The 20,295-nt window shown below is 64.3% G+C and carries 18 protein-coding genes; 7 read left to right on the top strand and 11 right to left on the bottom strand.

Annotated elements, in window-relative coordinates:
* Positions 1-3 precede the first annotated feature (3 nt).
* Entirely contained in the window at positions 4-513 is a 510-nt protein-coding gene (locus tag CEW87_RS06225; protein WP_108971916.1) for a hypothetical protein, read from the bottom strand.
* Between the two features lie 95 nt (positions 514-608).
* Positions 609-836: a DUF1127 domain-containing protein gene (locus CEW87_RS06220; RefSeq protein ID WP_199917133.1), complete on the bottom strand. Its 228-nt coding sequence runs from the start codon at positions 834-836 to the stop codon at positions 609-611.
* Positions 837-998: 162 nt separating this feature from the next.
* Between CEW87_RS06220 and CEW87_RS06215 the strand changes: the two genes are divergently transcribed.
* Entirely contained in the window at positions 999-1,904 is a 906-nt protein-coding gene (locus CEW87_RS06215) for a LysR family transcriptional regulator (protein ID WP_159098095.1), read from the top strand.
* A 27-nt stretch (positions 1,905-1,931) separates the two neighbouring features.
* Here the strand turns inward: CEW87_RS06215 and CEW87_RS06210 are convergent, their stop codons facing one another.
* The 4 genes from CEW87_RS06210 to CEW87_RS06195 form a co-directional block, all read right to left on the bottom strand.
* Positions 1,932-6,578, bottom strand: a complete 4,647-nt coding sequence (locus tag CEW87_RS06210; protein ID WP_108971913.1) for a PAS domain S-box protein — start codon at positions 6,576-6,578, stop codon at positions 1,932-1,934.
* On the bottom strand, positions 6,575-8,194 hold the full coding sequence (locus CEW87_RS06205; protein WP_108971912.1) for a cache domain-containing protein: 1,620 nt from the start codon (positions 8,192-8,194) through the stop codon (positions 6,575-6,577). Before CEW87_RS06205 ends, CEW87_RS06210 begins: the two co-directional genes overlap by 4 nt.
* Positions 8,195-8,282: 88 nt before the next feature.
* The gene (locus CEW87_RS06200) at positions 8,283-9,401 is read right to left on the bottom strand and encodes an HD domain-containing phosphohydrolase (protein WP_199917132.1); all 1,119 of its coding nucleotides are present in this window, start codon (positions 9,399-9,401) and stop codon (positions 8,283-8,285) included.
* 145 nt (positions 9,402-9,546) lie between these two features.
* Positions 9,547-10,428 (bottom strand): LysR family transcriptional regulator, encoded by an 882-nt coding sequence (locus tag CEW87_RS06195; protein ID WP_108971910.1) that lies wholly within the window; start codon positions 10,426-10,428, stop codon positions 9,547-9,549.
* 94 nt (positions 10,429-10,522) lie between these two features.
* Here CEW87_RS06195 and CEW87_RS06190 point away from each other — a divergent pair, with 94 nt between their 5' ends.
* Positions 10,523-11,023, top strand: a complete 501-nt coding sequence (locus CEW87_RS06190) for a lactoylglutathione lyase family protein (RefSeq protein WP_108950028.1) — start codon at positions 10,523-10,525, stop codon at positions 11,021-11,023.
* A 2-nt stretch (positions 11,024-11,025) separates the two neighbouring features.
* On the opposite strand, the gene pip is transcribed toward CEW87_RS06190, so the two are convergent.
* Positions 11,026-12,048: a prolyl aminopeptidase gene (gene pip, locus CEW87_RS06185; protein ID WP_108971909.1), complete on the bottom strand. Its 1,023-nt coding sequence runs from the start codon at positions 12,046-12,048 to the stop codon at positions 11,026-11,028.
* Between the two features lie 197 nt (positions 12,049-12,245).
* Here pip and pqqA point away from each other — a divergent pair, with 197 nt between their 5' ends.
* Genes pqqA through pqqE form a run of 5 tightly spaced genes read left to right on the top strand, consistent with a single transcriptional unit; the run spans position 12,246 to position 15,522 of the window.
* A complete protein-coding gene (pqqA, locus tag CEW87_RS22880) occupies positions 12,246-12,320 on the top strand; it encodes a pyrroloquinoline quinone precursor peptide PqqA (RefSeq protein ID WP_106408400.1) in 75 nt (24 codons plus the stop codon).
* Positions 12,321-12,379: 59 nt separating this feature from the next.
* Positions 12,380-13,294: a pyrroloquinoline quinone biosynthesis protein PqqB gene (gene pqqB / locus CEW87_RS06175; protein WP_108971908.1), complete on the top strand. Its 915-nt coding sequence runs from the start codon at positions 12,380-12,382 to the stop codon at positions 13,292-13,294.
* 41 nt (positions 13,295-13,335) lie between these two features.
* Positions 13,336-14,082 carry a pyrroloquinoline-quinone synthase PqqC gene (gene pqqC, locus CEW87_RS06170; protein WP_108951443.1) on the top strand — a complete coding sequence of 249 codons (747 nt, stop codon included), beginning with the start codon at positions 13,336-13,338 and terminating at the stop codon, positions 14,080-14,082.
* On the top strand, positions 14,079-14,366 hold the full coding sequence (pqqD, locus tag CEW87_RS06165) for a pyrroloquinoline quinone biosynthesis peptide chaperone PqqD (protein ID WP_108971907.1): 288 nt from the start codon (positions 14,079-14,081) through the stop codon (positions 14,364-14,366). Before pqqC ends, pqqD begins: the two co-directional genes overlap by 4 nt.
* Before the next feature lies 1 nt (position 14,367).
* Complete coding sequence (gene pqqE, locus CEW87_RS06160; RefSeq protein WP_108971906.1) at positions 14,368-15,522, top strand: pyrroloquinoline quinone biosynthesis protein PqqE; 1,155 nt, start codon at positions 14,368-14,370, stop codon at positions 15,520-15,522.
* A gap of 49 nt (positions 15,523-15,571) precedes the next feature.
* On the opposite strand, the gene CEW87_RS06155 is transcribed toward pqqE, so the two are convergent.
* Genes CEW87_RS06155 through CEW87_RS06140 form a run of 4 tightly spaced genes read right to left on the bottom strand, consistent with a single transcriptional unit; the run spans position 15,572 to position 20,263 of the window.
* Complete coding sequence (locus CEW87_RS06155; RefSeq protein WP_108971905.1) at positions 15,572-16,774, bottom strand: ABC transporter permease; 1,203 nt, start codon at positions 16,772-16,774, stop codon at positions 15,572-15,574.
* Positions 16,774-17,493: an ABC transporter ATP-binding protein gene (locus CEW87_RS06150; protein WP_108971904.1), complete on the bottom strand. Its 720-nt coding sequence runs from the start codon at positions 17,491-17,493 to the stop codon at positions 16,774-16,776. The genes CEW87_RS06155 and CEW87_RS06150 overlap by 1 nt, the downstream gene beginning before the upstream one ends.
* Entirely contained in the window at positions 17,490-18,791 is a 1,302-nt protein-coding gene (locus CEW87_RS06145; protein WP_108971903.1) for an efflux RND transporter periplasmic adaptor subunit, read from the bottom strand. The genes CEW87_RS06150 and CEW87_RS06145 overlap by 4 nt, the downstream gene beginning before the upstream one ends.
* On the bottom strand, positions 18,788-20,263 hold the full coding sequence (locus CEW87_RS06140) for an efflux transporter outer membrane subunit (protein ID WP_108971902.1): 1,476 nt from the start codon (positions 20,261-20,263) through the stop codon (positions 18,788-18,790). Before CEW87_RS06140 ends, CEW87_RS06145 begins: the two co-directional genes overlap by 4 nt.
* Positions 20,264-20,295 lie beyond the last annotated feature (32 nt).

Raw genomic sequence — 20,295 nt, 5'->3', positions numbered from 1 at the left:
CACTCAACCCTCCTTGCCCGGCGTGCGGTCCAGAATCTGTGGCACCAGTCGCTCGGAGAAGCCGGCGAGGAAGGACCAGAACAGGAGCTTGGCCACATCCGCACCGCTTGACGGGTAGGTTTCGGAGAAGAAGCGCTTGAGGTCCGCGGTGGTCGGGACCGGCTCCGAGAAGGGGTGGCTGGAGAAGGACGGAAACATCGAACCTTCAATCACCCCGCTGAGAAAACCGATGTACAGCACCAGCGCGAAGATGCCGCCATACACCGGGATCAGCAGGACCTGACACCAGGATTGCGACAGCAACTCCAGTTCTTCATCGCCGAACTTCCTGAGGCGCTGCTGGATACTGACGAATCCGCCCAGCAGGCCGCAGCCGAAGCATGCCCATGACACCATGAAACGCTCTTCGCGCAGCAGGGTGAGACCAAACAGGCCAACGACGAAGAACAGCGCAATCCCGGTCAGGATGATGAGCCGCCGGGTGATTCTGAGCAGTTTTTCGGTTCGGGTCATTGAGACGCGACACCGCAGGGTGCCGGATGGGGGGCTGATCCTTTCAGCATAGCCCCACCGAACCGGCTTTCAAGGCCGCGCTGGCCCGTCGGCGCTCATTCGCGCCAGAATGGCTTGTCGGCGGAAAAGCGTGCCTGCGTGCGACTGATGCCGACATCTCTCAGCACTGCGTCATCGAGACTGCGCAGCTCGCGGCGCTGACGGGCCCGGGTCTGCCATGTGCGCAAGGTGTCGTCTAGCGTACCGAGCAGGGCGGCCAGCGTGCTGCGCAAGGCGGGCAGGCGGCTGACGGGAATCATGCGGGCGTGGGTGATGGGGCTCATGGTGCGTCTCCTTCAGGGCATCGGTGATGACTGCATCCTGGCGTTCGCACGAAACACAATCCAATCGTTTTTCGGGATTCGCGTGTTCAGGAAATGTGATGGCGTCGTCGGCCGGAGTGCGCTTTACTAACACCTGAGAAACCCGCATCCGGAGTGACCGACGTGGAGCTATACCACCTGAAGACCTTCGTCACGGTGGCCGAAGAGAAGCACCTGACACGTGCCTCAGAGCGCCTGTTTACAAGCCAGCCGGCGATCAGTGCCCATATCAAGGCACTGGAGGAAGAGCTCAACCTCACGCTCTTCGACCGCACGCCAAAGGGCATGCAGCTCACCGCCGCCGGCGAGCAGCTGCTGGATCGCGCGCAGCGCACGCTGGCTGCTGCAGGCGACTTTCTGCATCATGCCAAAGGCATGCAGAACGAGCTGCTGGGCAGCATCCGCATCGGCCTGAATACCGATGCGGAATTCCTGCGTCTGGTCGAACTCCAGGCCGGTTTGCGCGCGCACTATCCACAGCTCGATCTCGAATTCATGTCCGGCCGAACGGGGAACAACATCCCTGCCCTGAGGGTCGGCAAACTCGATGCCGCCTTCGTCAGCGGCGACTGCGACGAGCCCCTGCTTGACTCCCATGTGCTGCGCGAGGAGGAAATGGCGGTGGCGGTGCCAAATGCACTGCGCGATCAGATCGCCTCTCCCGACATCCCGGCACTCGCGCGCCTGCCGTGGGTCTACACCTCGCCGGACTGCGCCTATTACCAGCTGATGCAACCGCTGTTCGAATCGCACTGCTGCATGCCGGTCAAGACCATGATGGCCGACCAGGAAGATGCCATGCGCGCCATGGTGGCAGCGGGCGTCGGGCTCGGCATCATGCGCCGCTCCGATGTCGAGGCCGCCGAGCGGGAAGGCAGGATGCACGCCTTGCCGATGAAGCTGCCCACGATCAGCCTGCGCTTTGCCTACCTCCGGAAGAGGGCGAACGACCCGATCATCCGCGCCGTCGTTTCGGAGCTTTCGACGATCTGGGGACTGGCGCCGGAGCAGCAGCGTCAGGCGGTCTGAGGCCGACCGCCGCCGCCCCGGCAATCATCACGCACATGGCTCCGACGCACCCAGATGCGTCTGCGCCGCCTCGAAATCAAACTGCTCGAGCGCGGTCATGAACGCCCCGAATCCGGAGCCAAGCGCCGAGCCCAGCAAGGCCGCGTTCTCGCCAGCCAGTTCCAGCGCCCTGCTGTCGCTGGCTGCGAGCAGCGAACGCAACTCGGTGATGACATCCGCGAGCTGTTGCGGGTCCACTGCGACCGGCGGGACAATCGACTCGGCAGCTTGAGGCTGGACACCCAGCGCACGCCGCAGCTCGATCAGGTCGCTGGCGATGCCGTCGACCAGTGCAGCGTCCGGCTCATCGCCCGCATGGAGTGCGGCCTCGATCTGCGCCGCGCGCCCCGCCACACCCACCACGCCGAGGTTCGCCGCAACGCCTTTCAAGGTATGCGCGAGGCGCAGAGCAAGCGCACGCTCGCCGGCAGCGAGCCGCTCTTTCATCTGCACGATATCGGCGGCATGTGCGTCCGCAAAGCGACTCAGCAGACTCAGGTACTTGGCCGAGTTGCCGCGCAGTGCGGCCAGACCGCGGGTAACGTCGATTCCGGGCAGGGTGGTCAGGAATGCGAGCGTCCCGCTATCGATCGCGGGCGCCTGCGCGCCCAGTGGAATGGCATGATCCGCCTGAGGCGGCAGCGGCGGACGCGCCGGCAACCATTTCAGCAGTACGCCATACAGGGCATCGGGCTCCACCGGCTTGGCAACGAAGTCGTCCATTCCGGCGTCGAGACAGGCACGACGGTCTTCCTCGAAGGCGTTCGCCGTCATCGCCAGAATGGGAATTTTCGCCCAGCCCGGCAGCGTGCGGATTGCCTGCGTCGCATCAAGACCGTCCATCAACGGCATCTGGATATCCATCAGCACCAGATCGAAGCGCGTCGCGCGCGCCTTGCAGAGCGCATCCAGGCCGTTCTCGGCGGTGTCGACGACGAGGCCGACACCGTGCAGCAGCTCAAGCGCCACCTCGCGGTTGATCTCGTTGTCCTCAACCAGCAGCAGCCGGGCACCGGCATGGCGGTGATGCAGCTCCGCTTCGCTCGGCACCGGCGGCGGCTGGTTGAATTCCGGCATGACGCCGTAGCCGCGACCCAGCATGACATCGAACCAGAAGGTGCTGCCCTTGCCCGGCTCGCTGTGCATGCCGACCTCGCCCCCCATGAGTTCTGCCAGGTGACGGGTGATCGCCAGCCCGAGGCCGGTACCGCCATGCTTACGTGTGGTGCTCGAATCTGCCTGCTCGAAAGGCTGGAACAGGCGGGGAATATTGTCCGCACTCACGCCGATACCGGTGTCTTCCACCTCGAAGCGCACCCGCAGCATGTCGCCGTGCTCCTCCAGCAATTGCGCGCGCAATTCGACCCCCCCGGTAGCGGTAAACTTGACCGCATTGCCTGCAAGATTGAGCAGGGCCTGACGCAGGCGCGTCGCATCGCCACGCAACCACAAGGGCACGCCATCACCATCCACCGACACGCTCAGGCCCTTTGCCTGCGCCGCATCGCCAATGAGGGAACGCACGTTGTCGAGGACGGCACTCAGTGCGAAATCCTGCTGTTCGAGCCGTAACTTGCCAGCTTCGATCTTGGACAGATCGAGAATGTCATTGATGATCGACAGCAGGTGGTGCGCAGCCGAGCTGATCTTGCCCAGTCGCTCCACCTCGGTCGCCCTCACGGCATCGCGCTGCAGGATGTGCGTCAGGCCGAGGATGGCGTTCATCGGCGTTCTGATTTCGTGACTCATGTTGGCCAGAAACTCGCTCTTGGCGCGGTTGGCGGCCTCCGCCTGCGTCTTCGCCGACATCAGCTCGGTCGTCCGCACATTCACCAGGTCTTCCAGGTGCGAGCGGTACTGGTCCAGCTCAACCCCGATGCGCTTCTTCTCGGTGACGTCCTCCTTCACCGCAACATAGTGGGTCACACGCCCGTCGGGCTGGCGCAAGGGCGTGATGATGGCGAACTCGACATATTCGGAGCCATCCGCACGCTTGTTGATGAACTCGCCCTTCCACGGACGCCCGTCAACAAGACCCGACCACAGGCTGTCGTAGCTGTCTTTCGACGTCTTGCCCGACTGCAGCACGCGCGGGTTCTGGCCGATGACCTGCTCACGCGTGTAACCGGTATTGCGCAGAAAAGTCTCGTTGACGTACTCGATCTCGGCATCGAGATTGGTAATGACGATGCTCTCGGGGCTTTGCTCCACGGCCTGCGCCAGTTTGCGCAACTGGGCTTCTGCCGCCTTGCGTTCGGTGATGTCGAGCACCGTAAAGGTGACGCCCTGCACCTCATCATCCGGGTTGATCGGGGTACTGCTCAGAACCACGTCGAAAACATGGCCGTCCTTGTGCTGGAAGCGCGTCTCGACTGTGCCGGTTCCCCGCTCTTCGATCTGGCGATACTTTACCGTCCCGACGAATTCGTACTCCTCGTCGTTCGGATACAGCATGCGTGAGGGCTGACCGATCAGTTCGTCGCGGGTATAACCCGTCATGTCGGAGAGCGTCTGGTTGGCCTCGATCAGGACCCGGTCCAGCACGACCCCGATCCCGGTTGGCGCCGCGCGGAACAGACTGCGCAGCTTCTCTTCGCTGCGCCGCAGCTTCTGCTCGGCACGGCGCTGACTGACGATGCGCCAGATCGTGTTGGAAATCAGCTGAACCGTTTCGACGTCCATGTCGGAATAGGGCGTTTCCTTGTTGCCGACACCGGTCAGCATGCGCACCAGTCCATCCTCAACGACCGGCACACTGATCAGACGCTCAAGATGCGCATGGCCTTCAGGCAAGCCGCGGCGCTCAGGCGCAGTGGCGTAATCGTTGAACATGACCGGTGCGCGCGTGCGCAAGGCATCGGCCCAGATTCCCGCCTGGCTCACCGGATAGTGCTTGTTGAACACCGCATGGCAATAGTGCTCAAGCGTGGCACGCGACCAGGTAACCAGTTCGATCGTCTCCTGGTCGTCGTTGACGAAGTGGATGAAGGCAATCCGGCTGCCGGTCAGCGCTTCGGCAAGCTCCTGCCCCCGTTGCAGGAAGGCCACCTCATCCAGGGTTTCCGCGATCCTTGGCAGTTCCAGAAGCGCCTCGGCACGACGCGCCTCCCGCTCAAGCGCCCCTTCGGCGGCCTTCAAGGCAGTGATGTCGGTATGCGTCCCCATCAGACGCAGGGCGTCACCACTGTTGTTGCGTTCCACCACCTGGCCCAGCGACAGGATCCAGATCCAGGCACCGCTTGCGGTGCGCTGGCGAAACTCCACCCGATACTCGGCGGATTCTCCGGCGAGGTAGTCGTCGAGCGTGTGGACAACCTTGTCGAGGTCGTCCGGATGCAGACGCGCCTTAAACGCATCCAGGGTCTCATGGAATGTGGCCGGGTCATGGCCGAGCATCTGTGCATACTCCGGACTCACCACTGATTCGCCGGTATCCACGTTCAGGTCGTAGATGCCCTGCTTGGCGGCACGCAAGGCCAGTTCCAGACGCTCATTGACCACATTGAGCGCCTTGAGCGAATCCTCTGCCTGCGCGCGCGCAGCACTGGCATCTTCCAGAAGATTCAGCGCGGCAAGCCTGGCTTCCTTCTGACGCAGCAAGGCCTGCTCGTTCTCCTGTAGACGGTGACGCTCAGTCTCAAGCAGACTGGCTTCCGTCGCCTTGCGCGCGGTGGCATCGATCACGATGGAATACAGCAGCGCCTGTTTTCCCAGATGGACAGGCCCGGTATAGACATCGACATCGCATTCCGTACCGTTTGCGCGGCGGTGCCGGAACTCGAAATGACTGCGCTGAGCGAGTCTGGCCCGCTGCATCTCCGCTCGAATGGCTTCCGGCGAGAGGGAGTTCAGATCGCTGACGTGCATGGTCTTGAGCCGCGCACACGACCAGCCGTAAAAGTGTTCGGCCGCCGGGTTCGCCTCGACGATGGCGCCATCGTCAGGGTTAATGACGAGCATCACCAGGTGGTTGTTGTTGAACAGGCTGCTGAAATGCGTCTCGCGCTGCATCATCACCCCCAGCTCACGCTGGCGCTGCAGGCGATCGATCAGCAGCAGGCCCAGCGCGAGCGTGATGAACGGGTAGAACAGCATGACTGGCAGTCCGGCAAGGCCAAGCAGCGTGCGCGCCATCTCCCATGGCAGCAGTGTCAGCGAAACGAACAGGGTCAGGTGCACCACAATGCCGAAGATGGTCAGCTGCTGCCAGCTCAGGTCGGCAAGCGACGTCCGCCACAGGCGCCGAAAGCCGAGTCCGAGCGCGCCGGAGAGCACGATCATCACAATCCCGGCCGCGGCGCCCGTCCCGCCGAGCGACAGACGGAACGCTGCTGTCATCGCCACCGCGAGCAAGGTGGGCAAGGGGCCAAAGAACAATCCGCAGATGGCCAGCAGAACCGAACGGGTATCGAAGAACACGCCCGGAATCAGCGTGTTGCTGACACCAATCAGGACGATCCCGATGACCCCGACCCCGACCCCGATGACGACGCCGGAACCGACCGACGTACTCGACGGCCAGCCCGAACGGTCACGCAACGCGAGGTCGACCAGCTGCACCAGGCTGAGCAGCAGCGCGGCATTGATGAACAGTGCAAGGCTGACACCCCCCCAGGTCGGAACAACCGCGCTCACGGCTGCGCCTCCGCCGACGCGTCCGGCATCGCCTGCGCATCGGTGCCCGCCTTGAACACGGCAAGGCTGTAGGGCTCAGGACGTCCAAGCGCCGCAGAGAGGGTGTTCACTTCGCGCTTGAGACGGATCATGTCCAGTTCCCGTCCGACCATCGCGAGGTTGAAGCGGGTGAGCTCATCATTGCTCCGGCTCAGGGCGTCCTCGAAGGTCTTGCGTTCAGTGATGTCCCGCGAGATGCCGTACATGCCGATGATCTTGCCTTTGTCGCCGTACAGGGGGCCCTTCACGGCAAGAAACACGAAGGATCCGAGCGGCGTATCGAACGCTTCCTCGTAGGTGAACACGCGCCCCTCCCGCATGACCTTCTGGTCGTTGGCCATGATCTGCCGTGCATGCTCGGCCGGAAAAATCGTCGTGTCGGTGCGCCCCAGCACCTCCTGAACCGCCTTGCCCGTCACCCGCTCTGCAGCGTGGTTGAACAGCAGATAGCGTCCCTCCAGATCCTTGGCAAAAATGGCATCGCTCGAACTGTCGGCGACCGTCGAGAAGAGCTTCAGCGACTGCAAGCGTCCATCCTGTTCGCGCTGCATCGCCTTGGCCCGCATAATCGCGCCGCGCTGGTGATAGAGAAACAGCCCGGTCAGCATCATGAAAAACAGCAGTACGCCCACCAGCGTAATCCATAGTGCATCGCGCCTGGTCAGCGCGTAGAGCTCGCTCCAGTCCATTTTCGCCAGCAGGTACCAGTCGGTTCCGTCGATCCGCTTGCCCACCGCGAACACCGCCTCTGCACGATAATCCTGGCCTTCGACGAGACCGTTTCCGGCCTCCGGCAACTGCAGGAAACGGCTTGCCATGAGCTCACTGTTCGAAAGCGGCATTCGCAGGCGCACCGCAGAATCCGTCCGGTACTTCAACTCGTTGAGGTAGAGCACATCCTCGCCGTCACGACGAAAAAGCACGATCTCGCCACTTGAGGTCGGTATCGGCCAGGCCAGCAAGTCGGTCGGGGGGAAGCTCGCGGAGTTGGAGCTCACTACGACTGCAAACCCCGGATGGCCCCGCATCGCGTCGACTGGCACGACGAGATCGAAATGGACAATGCCCTTATCATCAAGATAGGGGCCAAGATGGGCAGGCTTCCCGCTTTGAACCACCTCGCGCAACGCGGCCTGGTGTCCGGCATCCTTCCATGGCTCAAGGCCAGGGGTATTCAGGACCACATCGCCCCGATCATCGAGCAGCAGCACGCCGCTGTATCTTTCCAGTGTGCTGAACGCGCTCAGACGGTTCTGAATACGCTCACGACTCGCCGCACTGCCGGAATCGTGCCACTGGTAGTAGTCTTCAAGAAAGTTCTCGTTGCGGCTGAGGATGCGGGCATCGTCAAGGCGCTCGTCAAGCCAGTTGGTAATCTGGGTGGCCTTGAGGTTGGCAATGGCCTGCAGACGCGCAACCTCGATTTCCTTCTGCTGCTCGACGGAAATGGCGATGGCGATCACGGTCAGGACGGCGGTCACCAGCATCATGACGACGACCGGCAGCACCGGGATGCGTGCCCTTGCCACCGTCTCCTTCTCCGGGCCGTCAGGCAGACGTCCGTCTAGTGCATCCATGGCTCACACTCCGTGCATTACCTATGCGTGAAACCAGCGCGCAGCGCGCCGTCGGGTTCCGGCTCAGGCTGCCACAAGCCGGGTTCGTTCACACTGCAACCGTGACGCCGTGTCCACGTTCCGGGTCCGCATCCCGCTGTGCGATTTCGACAAGCACGTCAAAGATGTCCATGAATGCATCGGCGACATCCGGATCGAAATGACTGCCGCGTCCTGCGGCAATGATCTCCCGGGTTTCGACAAGCGACATTGCCGGCTTGTACACACGTGGCGTCACCAGCGCATCGAACACATCGGCCACCGCCATCAGCCGGGCCGAGACCGGAATCTGCTCACCCGCCAGGCCGTCCGGATAACCGCTGCCGTCCCATTTTTCGTGATGCCAGTGCGCGATCTCCTTGGCCAGGCCGAGAAAGGCCACGGGACGGGCCGCGTCGCGCTCGGCCATTTCTATCGCATTCGCCCCCATGGCGGCGTGGGTCTTCATGATCGTCCATTCGTCGGCCGAGAGCGGACCCGGTTTGCGCAGGATCTGATCCGGAATACCGACCTTGCCGATGTCGTGAAGGGCGGCGGAGCGATGCAGCAAGGTGATGTAGCGCTCGTCGAGCGTGGCCGAGAACCGCGGATGCTCACGCAGGCACAGGGCCAGCTCCTTGACGTAATTCTGCGTGCGCAGAATGTGATTGCCGGTCTCGGAGTCGCGTGTCTCGGCCAGATGGGCGAGGGCACGGATGCTGACCTCCTGCATGATGTCATTCTCTTCCAGCCGGCTCGCCACCTCTGACTCCAGCCAGGCATTCTGATTCGACAGCAGATCACGCGCCTGCTTGAGTTCCAGCTGGTTCCGCACCCGCGCCAGCACGATGGGCTGCACCAGCGGCTTGGTGAGGTAGTCCTGTGCGCCCAGATCGAGGCCGCGCAGCTCGGCTTCCACACTGTCCATCGCGGTGACGAAGATTACCGGAATATCCCGTGTTGCCCGGTCTGCGCGCAGGCGTGCAAACACTTCGTAGCCGTCCATTACCGGCATCATCACATCGAGCAGGATCAGGTCCGGAAGCGGCTCGCTGCACGCAATGCTCAGGGCCTTTTCGCCCGATGTGGCAACGCGGACCCGATAGAGCGGCGACAGCAGCGCATTGAGCACAGTCAGGTTTTCGATCGCGTCGTCGACGATCAGGAGGGTGGGTGGCTTTTGCAGCAAGATAATTGCTTACACATCGAGTCTAATGACTGAACTATCCCGGCAACCGGGCCAAATATCAATTACATAATGATCTGTTGATATCGCGCCCCCCCTGGCGCAGCAATCGGGCCGCGGTCACCGCCATGCCGGCGCCCCCGCACCGCTAGTACTTTTCGTCAGCCTTGAGCACTTCGATGCATTTGAGCACGCGCTGCGCACGCCCGGACAGCGGCCACTCGGCGCGATGCAGCAGCCATAAGGTATCGACCACCTGAGGCTCGCGCTCCACCACGCGGATCGTATCGGCACGCGCAAATGCCTTGCGCGCAAAGCGCGGAATCACGGTAAAGCCCAGGCCGCGTGCAACCGGCTCCAGAATGAGACCAATCTGATTGGTGAAACCCCTGCACGGCAGGCTGCGCACACCCGGACTGCCCGGAAAACAGCGGCTCAGCAGGCGTCCGGCCATGGCCTCGCCATCGGGGTGATCGATGAAGCCAAGGCGCACCAGATCTTCCCAGCTTTCGACCGCCGCGCCGGCGGGCACGACCAGCTCAAGCGGCTCCTGCACGAAGGGCTGAACGCTCAGGCGCGGATCGTCCGGCTTCAGAGTAACCAGGCCGAGCTCGTAACGGTTGGCCAGCACCGCCTCGATGACTTCGCTGGTTGGCGCAAAGCGCTGGCGGATGCTCAGACCCGGATGCGCGGCCTGCAGATCGAGCAGCAGCGGATACAGCGCGAGACCGATGCTGCCCGGACTGATCAGGCTGATCTCGCCGTGCTCGGCGTCGGTGCCGGACAGGCGCAGCTGCAGGCGCTGATCCGCGGTGGCGAGCTCGCGACAGTAGTCGAGCAAGGCGTGACCGGCGGGGGTCAGCTCGACGTGGCGCGGGTGGCGGACCAGCAACTGCCCGAGCGCGTCCTCCAGTCGCTTCACATGCTGGCTTACCGCGGCCTGAGTCAGGTCCAGGCGCTCGGCCGTGCGGGTGAAGTTTCCCAGCTCTGCCAGCGTGGCAAAACTGCGCAGCCATTGAGGGCTAAGCATAATGAACTCTTATCAAACCGATAACATCTGCCTTGTTCTTATTATGCCTGCGTCTGCCTAGACTACGCGCCACGTACTCAACAAGGAGCTCAGCATGTCTCAGGTCTATCCGCGCAGCTTTTCCCATATCGGCCTTTCGGTCACCGATCTCGACGCCGCCGTGAAGTTCTACACCGAAGTCATGGGCTGGTATCTGATCATGCCGCCCACCACCATTACCGAAGATGAATCCCCCATCGGCGTGATGTGCACCGATGTGTTTGGCGCCGACTGGAAATCGTTCCGCATCGCCCACCTGTCCACCGGCGACCGCATCGGCGTGGAGATCTTCGAGTTTCGCAATGCAGTGAAGCCGGAGAACAACTTCGAGTACTGGAAGACCGGCATTTTCCATTTCTGCGTGCAGGATCCGGATGTGGAAGGACTGGCCGCGAAGGTCGTCGCCGCAGGCGGCAAGCAGCGCATGCCGGTACGCGAATACTTCCCGGGCGAGAAGCCCTACCGCATGGTGTACATGGAAGACCCCTTCGGCAACATCCTGGAAATCTACAGCCACAGCTACGAACTGACCTACGCCGCAGGCGCTTACCAGTAAGCTCAGTTCCAGCTATCCCCCCAGCCGTCGAAACTGCCGCGCGCATGGAAACGGCTGGCCACCTCCGCCAGCGCCGCCGTCATCGGTGCATCGAAGGGGCTGTGGCCTGCGTCGTCGATGAAGCGCAAGCGGCTACCCGGCAGCGCATGCTGAAGCTTGCGTGCGTTGGCAGGGCGGCAAACGAAGTCGAGACGGCCGTGCAGGATGGCGACCGGCATCCCTGCCATTGCCCCGGCACAGCGCAGCGCCTCGGCTTCGCCGATGAAGCAGGCATGGGCCAGGTAATGGGCCTGGATGCGGTACTTGTCGAGCGCCACGTCGAGCGCATCGGCCGATAGCGGCTCCTCCGCCGGCGGCAGACGGCCGGGGCTCGACAGCGCGGCCTCCCATTGCATCCAGCGTTGCAGGGCCCGTGCGGCAGTCAGACGGTCCGGCGAGCGCAGCGCGTCGAGATAGTGCTGCGCGATGTCCTCCTGCCCGCTTTCGTCGAGGTAGTCGGCGAGGCGCTCCCACGCCACGGGCAGCAAGGCAGCCGCGCCGCGGAAGAACCAGTCGAGATCGTCCTGCCCGGTGAGGAAGATGCCGCGCAGGATGGCACCGCTGCAGGCATCGGGATGGCGGGCGCAATAGACCAGCGCCAGGCTCGACCCCCATGAACCGCCAAACACCAGCCAGCGCTCGATGCCGAGATGGCTGCGCAGGCGCTCGATGTCGGCGACCAGGTGGTCCGTGGTGTTGGCTGCAATCTCGCCGCGCGGCGTGCTGCGGCCGCAGCCACGCTGATCGAACAGCACCACGCGAAACAGCGCGGGATCGAGCAACTGACGATGGCGCTCGCTGCAACCGCTGCCCGGCCCGCCATGCAGGAACAGCACCGGCATGCCATCCGGCGCGCCGCACTCCTCAAAATAGACTTGATAACCGTCGCCCACGTCCACATGGCCGTGGTTGAAGGGCTCGATCGCATCGAACAGGGCGCCGGCGGTGGGTTCGTCGGCGGCAGGCGGAATGGTGGGAAGGGTCATTGTCAGATCATATCGTGCCCGGTTACGGATTGCTCGGGCTGCAAGGCTGCGTTCCGGTGCGCTGCGGACAATCTCCAGAAAATCGCTAGATGGCTTTCAAGAGATGCGCGATGCGCGCCAGCGCCCGGCGGCGCACCATGCAGTCGTGCCCTGCCATGCCGGCAGTCACGGTTCAGAAACCACACTGGAGACACGCCATGAAATGGGAAACGCCTGCAGCTTGCGATTTTCGCTTTGGTTTTGAAATCACGATGTACATCGCCAACCGCTGATGTGCCCCGGTGGGGCGGGCAGGTCGGCCGCCCCACCCACGAATGAATCGGGAGGCCGCGTGAGAATACGAGTACTCGGTGCCGCAGCTGGCGGTGGATTTCCGCAGTGGAACTGCAACTGCCCCAACTGCGACGGCCTGCGCAAAGGCAGCATCCGCGCCCAGGCCAGAACCCAGTCGTCGATTGCAGTCAGCGGCGACAACGAGCACTGGGTACTGTTCAACGCCTCCCCGGATGTACTGCAGCAGCTGCGCAGCTTCCCCGAACTTCAGCCCGGCCGCGCCCTGCGCGACACCGCCATCGCCGCCATCGTGCTCATCGATGCACAGATCGACCACACCACCGGCCTCTACATGCTGCGCGAACATCGCCAGCCGTGGCCCGTCTGGTGCACGCCCGGCGTGCGCGAAGACCTGTCGGTGGGCAACCCGCTGTTTGGCGTGCTCGGCCACTATGCCGGCATCGACTGGCATGAGGTGCCGCTGGCCGGCGCCTTCAGCATCGAGCGCGCCGCCGGCCTCGGTTTCGAGGCCCTGCCGCTGACCAGCAACGCGCCGCCCTACTCCCCGCACCGCGACCGTCCGCAGCCGGGCGACAACATCGGCGTCAGCCTGATCAACACGAAAAACGGCAAGCGCGTGTTCTACGCCCCGGGCCTCGGCGAGATGGAGCCGCATGTGTGGGCCGCGATGGAACGGGCCGACTGCGTGCTCGTCGACGGCACGCTGTGGACCGACGACGAGATGATCCGCCTCGGCGCCTCGCAGAAGACCTCGCGTGCCATGGGCCACCTGCCGCAATCGGGCGCGGGCGGCATGCTCGAATGGCTGGATCGCCTGCCCGCCACCACGCGCAAGGTGCTGATCCACATCAACAACACCAACCCGATCCTCGACGAAGACAGCCCTCAGCGCGCAAGCCTGAGCGCGCGCGGCATCGAGGTCGCTTTCGACGGCATGGAGATCGAACTGTGATCGCATTCGACACCGACAACACCATCGAACATATCGCCGACATCAGCCTTGCCGCAACGCAGGAGGCGCCGTGGTCGCCGGCCGAGTTCGAAGCCCTGCTGCGCGAGAAGGGCACCAGCTACCACATCCATCATCCCTTCCACCTGATGATGGCCGCGGGCGAGCTCACGCCAGCGCAGCTGCGTGGCTGGGTCGCCAACCGCTTCTACTACCAGATCGCGATTCCGGTGAAGGACGCGGCGATCCTCTCCAACTGCCCCGACCGCGAGATCCGCCGCGAGTGGATACAGCGCATCCTCGACCACGACGGCTACCAGATCGGCGGCCTGGAAGACGCCGGTGGCATCGAAGCCTGGATCCGGCTCGGCGAAGCGGTCGGCCTGAGCCGCGACGATGTCACCTCGCTGCGCTTCGTCGCCCCAGCCGCGCGCTTCGCGGTCGATGCCTACATCAACTTTGCCCGCCAGCGCCCGTGGCAGGAAGCCATCGCCTCCAGCCTGACGGAACTCTTCGCCCCGCACATCCACCAGCAGCGCATCGACACCTGGCCCACCCAGTATCCCTGGGTCGACACCGAAGGCCTGCAGTACTTCAGGAACCGCCTCACCCAGGCACGCCGCGACGTGGAGCACGGCCTGCGCTTCACCCTGGAGTATTTCAGCCAGAGCCGGGCGATGCAGCAGCGTGCGCTCGACATCCTGCAGTTCAAGCTCGACGTGCTGTGGGCGCTGGCCGACGCCATCATGCTCAGCCAGTGCGAAATCGAGATCAAGGGGCCGAAGGCATGAGCACCGCGACACCGGAACGCGACATGCTCGCGGCCATGCCGCGCGTATCGAAGAAATTCCGCCTGCAATGGGAAGACGCGCAGCAGGCCTGGGTGCTGCTCTACCCCGAAGGCATGGTGAAGCTCAATCAGAGCGCTGGCGAAATCCTGAAGCGCTGCAGCGGCGAGCAGACCGTGGCCGCGCTGGTCACCGACCTCGAACAGGCCTTCGACACCACCAAGCTGCAGACTGACGTGCTCGCCTTTCTCGCCATGGCGGAGCAGCAGCACTGGATCGAGTACTGACATGAACACGCCCGCAGCCCCGGAACACGCCAGCCCGCAAATCGGCCCGCCGCTGTGGTTGCTGGCCGAACTCACCTACCGCTGCCCGCTGCATTGCGTGTTCTGCTACAACCCGGTCGATTTCGCCCACCACCCCGACGAGCTCTCCACCGACGACTGGCTGCGCGTGCTGCGCGAGGCGCGTGCGGCAGGCAGCGTGCAATGCGGCTTCTCGGGCGGTGAGCCGCTGTTGCGCGACGATCTCGAAATTCTGGTGGCCGAAGCGCACAGGCTGGGCTTCTACACCAACCTGCTCACCTCGGGCGTCGGCCTCACCGAAAGCCGCGCCGCCGCGCTCAAGGAAGCCGGTCTGGATCACATCCAGCTCTCGTTTCAGGACTCCACCCGCGAGCTCAACGATTTCCTGTCGCACACCCGCACCTTCGAACTGAAGCAGAAAGTGGCCGCCATCATCAAGGCCAATGGCTGGCCGATGGTGATGAACTGCGTGATCCACCGCCTCAACATCGACTACATCGACCGCATCATCGACATGGCGGTGGAGCTGGACGCCGAATACCTCGAGCTCGCCAACAGCCAGTACTACTCGTGGGCGCTGCTCAACCGCGACCAGCTGCTGCCCTCACGCGAACAGATCGAACGCGCCGAGCGGGTCACCAACGCACGCCGCGAGCAGTACGGCGACCGCATCCGCATCTTCTACGTGGTGCCCGACTACTACGAGAACCGTCCCAAGAAGTGCATGAACGGATGGGGCAACGTCTTCCTCACCGTCACCCCCGACGGCACCGCCGTGCCCTGCCACACCGCCGCCATGCTGCCCGGCCTGAGCTTTCCGAATGTGCGCGACATGGACGTGAAGCAGATCTGGTACGACTCGGAAGGCTTCAACCGCTACCGCGGCGACGGCTGGATGAAAGACAGCTGCCGCAGCTGCCCGGACAAGGAAAAAGACCTCGGCGGCTGCCGTTGCCAGGCCTTCATGCTCACCGGCGACCCGGCGGCCGCCGACCCGGTATGCGACAAGTCACCCCATCACCACGTCGTCACCGCCGCCGTCGAACGCGCACAGAGCGGGGATCGACGGCTGCACGAAGCACCGCTGGTGTTCCGCAGCCCCGAAGAGTCGCGCAAGCGCCCGGTGCTGAGCGACTGATCTGACGCCCCTGTGCAGACATGGCCACCTTCTCCTGCAGCAGCAAGGCTTACTCGTGTCGCAGCGCCTCGATCGGATCGAGCTGTGCCGCCCGACGTGCCGGGAAGTAGCCGAACACCACGCCAATCGCCGCCGAAAACAGGAAGGACAGCAGGTTGATGGAGGGGTCGAACAGGTAGTCGATGTTCATGACGCCGGACAAGGCAATGGAGGCCGCCGCCGCGAGGAGGATGCCGATCACGCCCCCGAGGCTGGAGAGCACCACTGCCTCGATCAGGAACTGCAGCAGCACTTCGCGTTCGAGTGCGCCGATGGCCAGCCGGATGCCGATCTCGCGGGTGCGCTCGGTGACCGACACCAGCATGATGTTCATGATGCCGATGCCGCCTACCAGCAGACTCACCGCCGCCACGGCCCCCAGCAGCATGGTGAGGATGCGGGTGGTACCGGTGAGGGTTTCGGCAAGCTGCCGGGTGTCCATCACGCGAAAGTTGTCGTCCTCGTTTTCGCCGATGTTGCGGCGTTCGCGCAGCAATTTTTCGAGCTGGGTCTTGATGGCATCGACCGCATCCGTACTGCTGGCGGAGACCATCAGCATGTTGATGTCCTGGCTGCCGCTCAGCCGGCGTTGCACGGTGCGCAGCGGCATGACGATGGTGTCGTCCTGGTCCGAGCCCATCGCCGACTGCCCCTTGGACTTCAGCAGCCCGATCACCTCGCAGGCGAACTGACTGATGCGGATCTCCGCGCCCACCGGATTCTGTGCGCCAAAGAGGTTCTCGCGCACCGTGCTGCCGATCACGCACACGGCCTTGCCGGACCGCTCTTCTGCGTCGGTAAAGCCCCGCCCGGCGACCAGTTCCCAGCCCGCCGCACTGAAGTAGTCGTTGCTGGTGCCAGTCACCATGGCCGACCAGTTCCGTGCCTGATAGACCACGGTCGCCCCACTGTTCGCCACCGGCGCCACGGCTGCGGCGCCGGTGATCTGGTTGCGTATCGCCTCGACGTCGGCGGCCTTGAACTTGGCCGCCTCATCGCTGCCCGGTCCGAAGCGCTGCCCCGGGCGCACCATGAGCAAGTTGCTGCCCATGCTGGCGATCTGATCGGCTACCGAGCGCGTCGCACCGTTGCCCAGCGTCACCATGGTGATGACCGCCGCCACCCCGATCACCACCCCGAGAATGGTCAGGAAGGAGCGCATCAGGTTGCGGCGGATTGCCCGCATCGCCAGCAGTAAGGTATTCCACAGCATCAGGCGCAGGCCTCCTGCCGATGATCGCTGTCCACCCGACCATCGACGAAGCGCACCACACGTTTCGCGTAGGCGGCCATGTCCGGCTCGTGGGTGACCATGAGCACGGTGATGCCGTGCTCGCGATTGAGGCCCGCGATCAGTTCCATGATCTCCTGGCTGTTGTGGGTATCGAGGTTGCCGGTTGGCTCATCGGCAAGCAGGACCTTGGGACCGGTGACGATGGCGCGGGCGATGGCAACGCGCTGCTGCTGACCACCGGAGAGTTCGTTGGGCGCGTGGTCTTCCCAGCCCTCGAGCCCGACCTGCTTGAGCGCGGCGCGCGCAGCGGCGTGACGGGATGCTGCCGGTTCGCCGCGATAGATCAGCGGCAGTTCGACGTTCTCCAGCGCGGTGGTGCGCGACAGCAGGTTGAAGCCCTGGAACACGAAGCCGAGAAAATGCCGCCGCAGCAAGGCCCGCTGGTCGCGTGTCATGCGCTCCACGTGCACACCCTGAAACTCGTAACTGCCTGCCGTCGGCGAGTCGAGGCACCCGAGAATGTTCATCGCCGTCGACTTACCCGACCCGCTCGGCCCCATCACGGCGACAAAGTCGCCCTCGTCGACGTCAAGATCGATGCCCTTCAGTGCCTGAAACTCGGCCGCGCCGCGCCCATAGCTGCGGGTGATGCCCGAGAGCCGGATCAGCGGCATCGTGGAGCCCGTGCCGGCGCTCATTTCGCAGCGCTCACGGTTTCGGTGATCACCTGCGTACCGGCCTGGAGCTCGCCTCCGGTGATTTCGGTGAAGCGACCGTCGGTCACGCCTGTGCTCACCTCGACCGGCACCGGATTGCCATCGCGCAACACCCACACCTGCTGACTGCCCTCCTTCAGCACCACCTGCTGCTTCGGCGGACCGCCCGGCGGACGCGGCATCAGCGAAGACAGGATGCCGCCCCGCGACTTCCCGCCAGCCTGCTGCACCGGCGGCGTGAAGCGCAGTGCTGCGTTCGGCACCAGCAGCACGTCATCGCGGGTGATCGTGGTGATCTCGGCGGTGGCGGTCATGCCCGGTCGCAGGCTGAGATCGTCGTTGCTCACCTGCAGCACTGCGGGATAGGAGATCACACCATCGGAATCGGTGGCATTGAAGCCGACCCGGGTAATCGCGGCCGCAAAACGCCGTCCCGGCCAGGCATCCACCGAGAACGTGGCCTTCAGCCCGGCTTTCACCTGACCGACGTCGGCCTCGTCGACGTCCACGCTCAACTCCATCCGCGCCAGATCCTCAGCCAACGTAAACAGCGTGACCGCCTGCAGCGATGCCGCCACCGTCTGGCCCGGGTCAACGTCGCGCGCCAGCACCACGCCGTCGATCGGTGAGCGGATCGTGCCCTTGCCGAGGTTGGTGAGGTCGGTCTGCAGACTGGCCTTGGCTTCGGCGATGCTGGCGCGCGCACTGGCGACAGTGGAGTCGGCGCGTTTCACGTCGGCCTCGGCCACCTCCATTTCGATCCTGGAGGGCACCTTTCCACCCGAGAGTCGCGATACTTCACGGTAGCGGTCAAGCTTGGCCGCCGCCTCCTCCCGCGTTGCCTGCGCCTGCACCAGGCTGGCCTCGGTTACCGCCAGCGCCGCACGCGACTTGGTCACATTGTCCTCAAGCTTGGAGAGATCGAGCCGGGCCAGTACCTGCCCCTTCTTCACGCGATCGTCGTCGTCGACCAGCACCTCTGCAACCGTGCCCGACAGTTCGCTTCCCACGCTGACCTGATTGGTCGGCTCAAGGTTGCCCGTGGCCGATACCGTGACCACCAGCCCGCCGGTTTCCGCCGCCTGGGTGCGGAACTGCGGCAGGCCGGCGTCCTTGCTGGCACCGAACATGAACCACGCAAACACCAGCGCCACCACCACAAGGAGCGCAATCAGCCAGCGCTTTCCGTGCGCCTGACCACCGCCACTTCCACTGCCGGCCAGAATTGCGTTGAGGTCGGGCGCCTTCCCATTGCCGGCCTTGCCGGATACGTCATTCATGATGCGGTCCTGGTATCTTGAGCGGAATCTGTCGGCGACCAGCCGCCGCCGACAGCCTTGTAGAGCTGGATCTGTGCGCTGGCGAGCTCCCCGGTGCTGCTGGCGAGCTGGTCTTCGAGGCTGAGCAGCGTGCGCTGGCTGTCGAGCACGTTGAGGAAGTCGGTCAGGCCCGAGGCATAGCGGTGTTCGGCGATCTGCAGCGCCTCACGTGCCGAGGCCGTGGCCTGTATCAGCTGCGTGCGCCGTTCGCCGGAGTTCGCCACTGCAACCAGTGCGTTCTCGACATCTTCAAGCGCGGTCAGCACGGCGCCCTGATAGGCGAGCCGGGCCTGTTCGAGCAAGGCGTCCTGAATTTCGATGTTGGCTGCGATGCGCCCGGAGTCGAAGATCGGCGCCGAAATACCGGCCAGCAGCGATCGCGTCACCGACCCCGTACTGCCGAGTGCATCCAGGCTGAGCGCACTGAGGCCGAGCGAGCCAGACAGGCTGAAGCTCGGGTAACGTGCCGCCTCGGCTTCGCCCAGGCGCGCCGTCTGTGCAGCCGGCCTGCGTTCAGCCGCGCGTACGTCCGGGCGCTGACGCAGGGTGTCGGCCGGAATCCCCACCGCCATCGATACGACGGTCTGCGGAATGTCGGCCTCCGTCAGCCTGGAGGCCAGCTCACCCGGTGAGCGCCCGAGCAGCACCGCAAGCCGGTTCTGCGCTTCCGTCACCGCAGTGCGCAGCGCTGGCAGGTTGGCACGTGCGCTTTCCAGTTCGGTGCGCGCCTGCGCCGCGTCGAGATCGGACACCAGACCGGCCTGTCGCCGCCAGCGGGTCAGATCGAATGTTTCACCACGCGCCGCCACACTGGCCTCGGCAACCGCGAGCCGGCGCTCGCCGGTGCGCAGTTCGACGTAATTGAGCACCACTTCGGCCACCAGCGACACCCGCGTGTCACGCAGGCTCTCGGCACTGGCACCGAGATCGCCCTCTGCCGCCTCTGCCCCGCGCTTCAGGCCACCGAAGATGTCCGGCTCCCAGCTGGCGTCGAAATCCGCGCTGAAGAGATCACTCGTGGTGCCGCTGCTGCTCTCAGAGCTCGTCCTCGACCGGCTCGCCGAACCCGACGCCGTCAGCGACGGCCCCAGCGCCGCGCCGGCCAGCGTGCGTCGCGCGCGCGCCTCGCGCAGTTGCGCCCGCGCAGTCGCCAGATCGAGATTGGCAGCCAGTGCGTCGGCGACCAGCCCGTCGAGGACCGGGTCCTGATACTGCCGCCACCATTCGGCCAGCACGGTCGCGTCCGGCGCCTCCACCTCACCGGTGGCAGACCAATTCGCCGGAACGGCAGTCTGCGGCTGCTGATAGTCCGGCCCCACGGTCATGCACCCGGACAAGGTGAGCACGGCCGCCAGCGTCAGCGCAAAGCGAGTGGTACGCGATGAAGAGGAAACAGTTTCAGGGATGGGCCGCAGCCCGGCAGAGGCAATCATGGACGTTCTCGCAATGTTCACCCTGCGCTGCC

Source organism: Parazoarcus communis (genome assembly GCF_003111665.1).
GTDB lineage: Bacteria > Pseudomonadota > Gammaproteobacteria > Burkholderiales > Rhodocyclaceae > Parazoarcus > Parazoarcus communis_B.
This window is presented reverse-complemented; position numbering and strand designations above follow the sequence as displayed.

Excerpts from the sequence above, each read along its gene's own strand:
- CEW87_RS06225 (WP_108971916.1), bottom strand. The coding sequence starts at position 513 with ATGACCCGAACCGAAAAACTGCTCAGAATCACCCGGCGGCTCATCATC.
- CEW87_RS06205 (WP_108971912.1), bottom strand. The coding sequence starts at position 8,194 with ATGGATGCACTAGACGGACGTCTGCCTGACGGCCCGGAGAAGGAGACG.
- pip (WP_108971909.1), bottom strand. The coding sequence starts at position 12,048 with ATGACCCTTCCCACCATTCCGCCTGCCGCCGACGAACCCACCGCCGGC.
- CEW87_RS06155 (WP_108971905.1), bottom strand. The coding sequence starts at position 16,774 with ATGCTGTGGAATACCTTACTGCTGGCGATGCGGGCAATCCGCCGCAAC.
- CEW87_RS06220 (WP_199917133.1), bottom strand. The coding sequence starts at position 836 with ATGAGCCCCATCACCCACGCCCGCATGATTCCCGTCAGCCGCCTGCCC.
- CEW87_RS06195 (WP_108971910.1), bottom strand. The coding sequence starts at position 10,428 with ATGCTTAGCCCTCAATGGCTGCGCAGTTTTGCCACGCTGGCAGAGCTG.
- pqqD (WP_108971907.1), top strand. The coding sequence starts at position 14,079 with ATGAGCACCGCGACACCGGAACGCGACATGCTCGCGGCCATGCCGCGC.
- CEW87_RS06190 (WP_108950028.1), top strand. The coding sequence starts at position 10,523 with ATGTCTCAGGTCTATCCGCGCAGCTTTTCCCATATCGGCCTTTCGGTC.
- CEW87_RS06150 (WP_108971904.1), bottom strand. The coding sequence starts at position 17,493 with ATGAGCGCCGGCACGGGCTCCACGATGCCGCTGATCCGGCTCTCGGGC.
- pqqE (WP_108971906.1), top strand. The coding sequence starts at position 14,368 with ATGAACACGCCCGCAGCCCCGGAACACGCCAGCCCGCAAATCGGCCCG.
- CEW87_RS06140 (WP_108971902.1), bottom strand. The coding sequence starts at position 20,263 with ATGATTGCCTCTGCCGGGCTGCGGCCCATCCCTGAAACTGTTTCCTCT.
- CEW87_RS06145 (WP_108971903.1), bottom strand. The coding sequence starts at position 18,791 with ATGAATGACGTATCCGGCAAGGCCGGCAATGGGAAGGCGCCCGACCTC.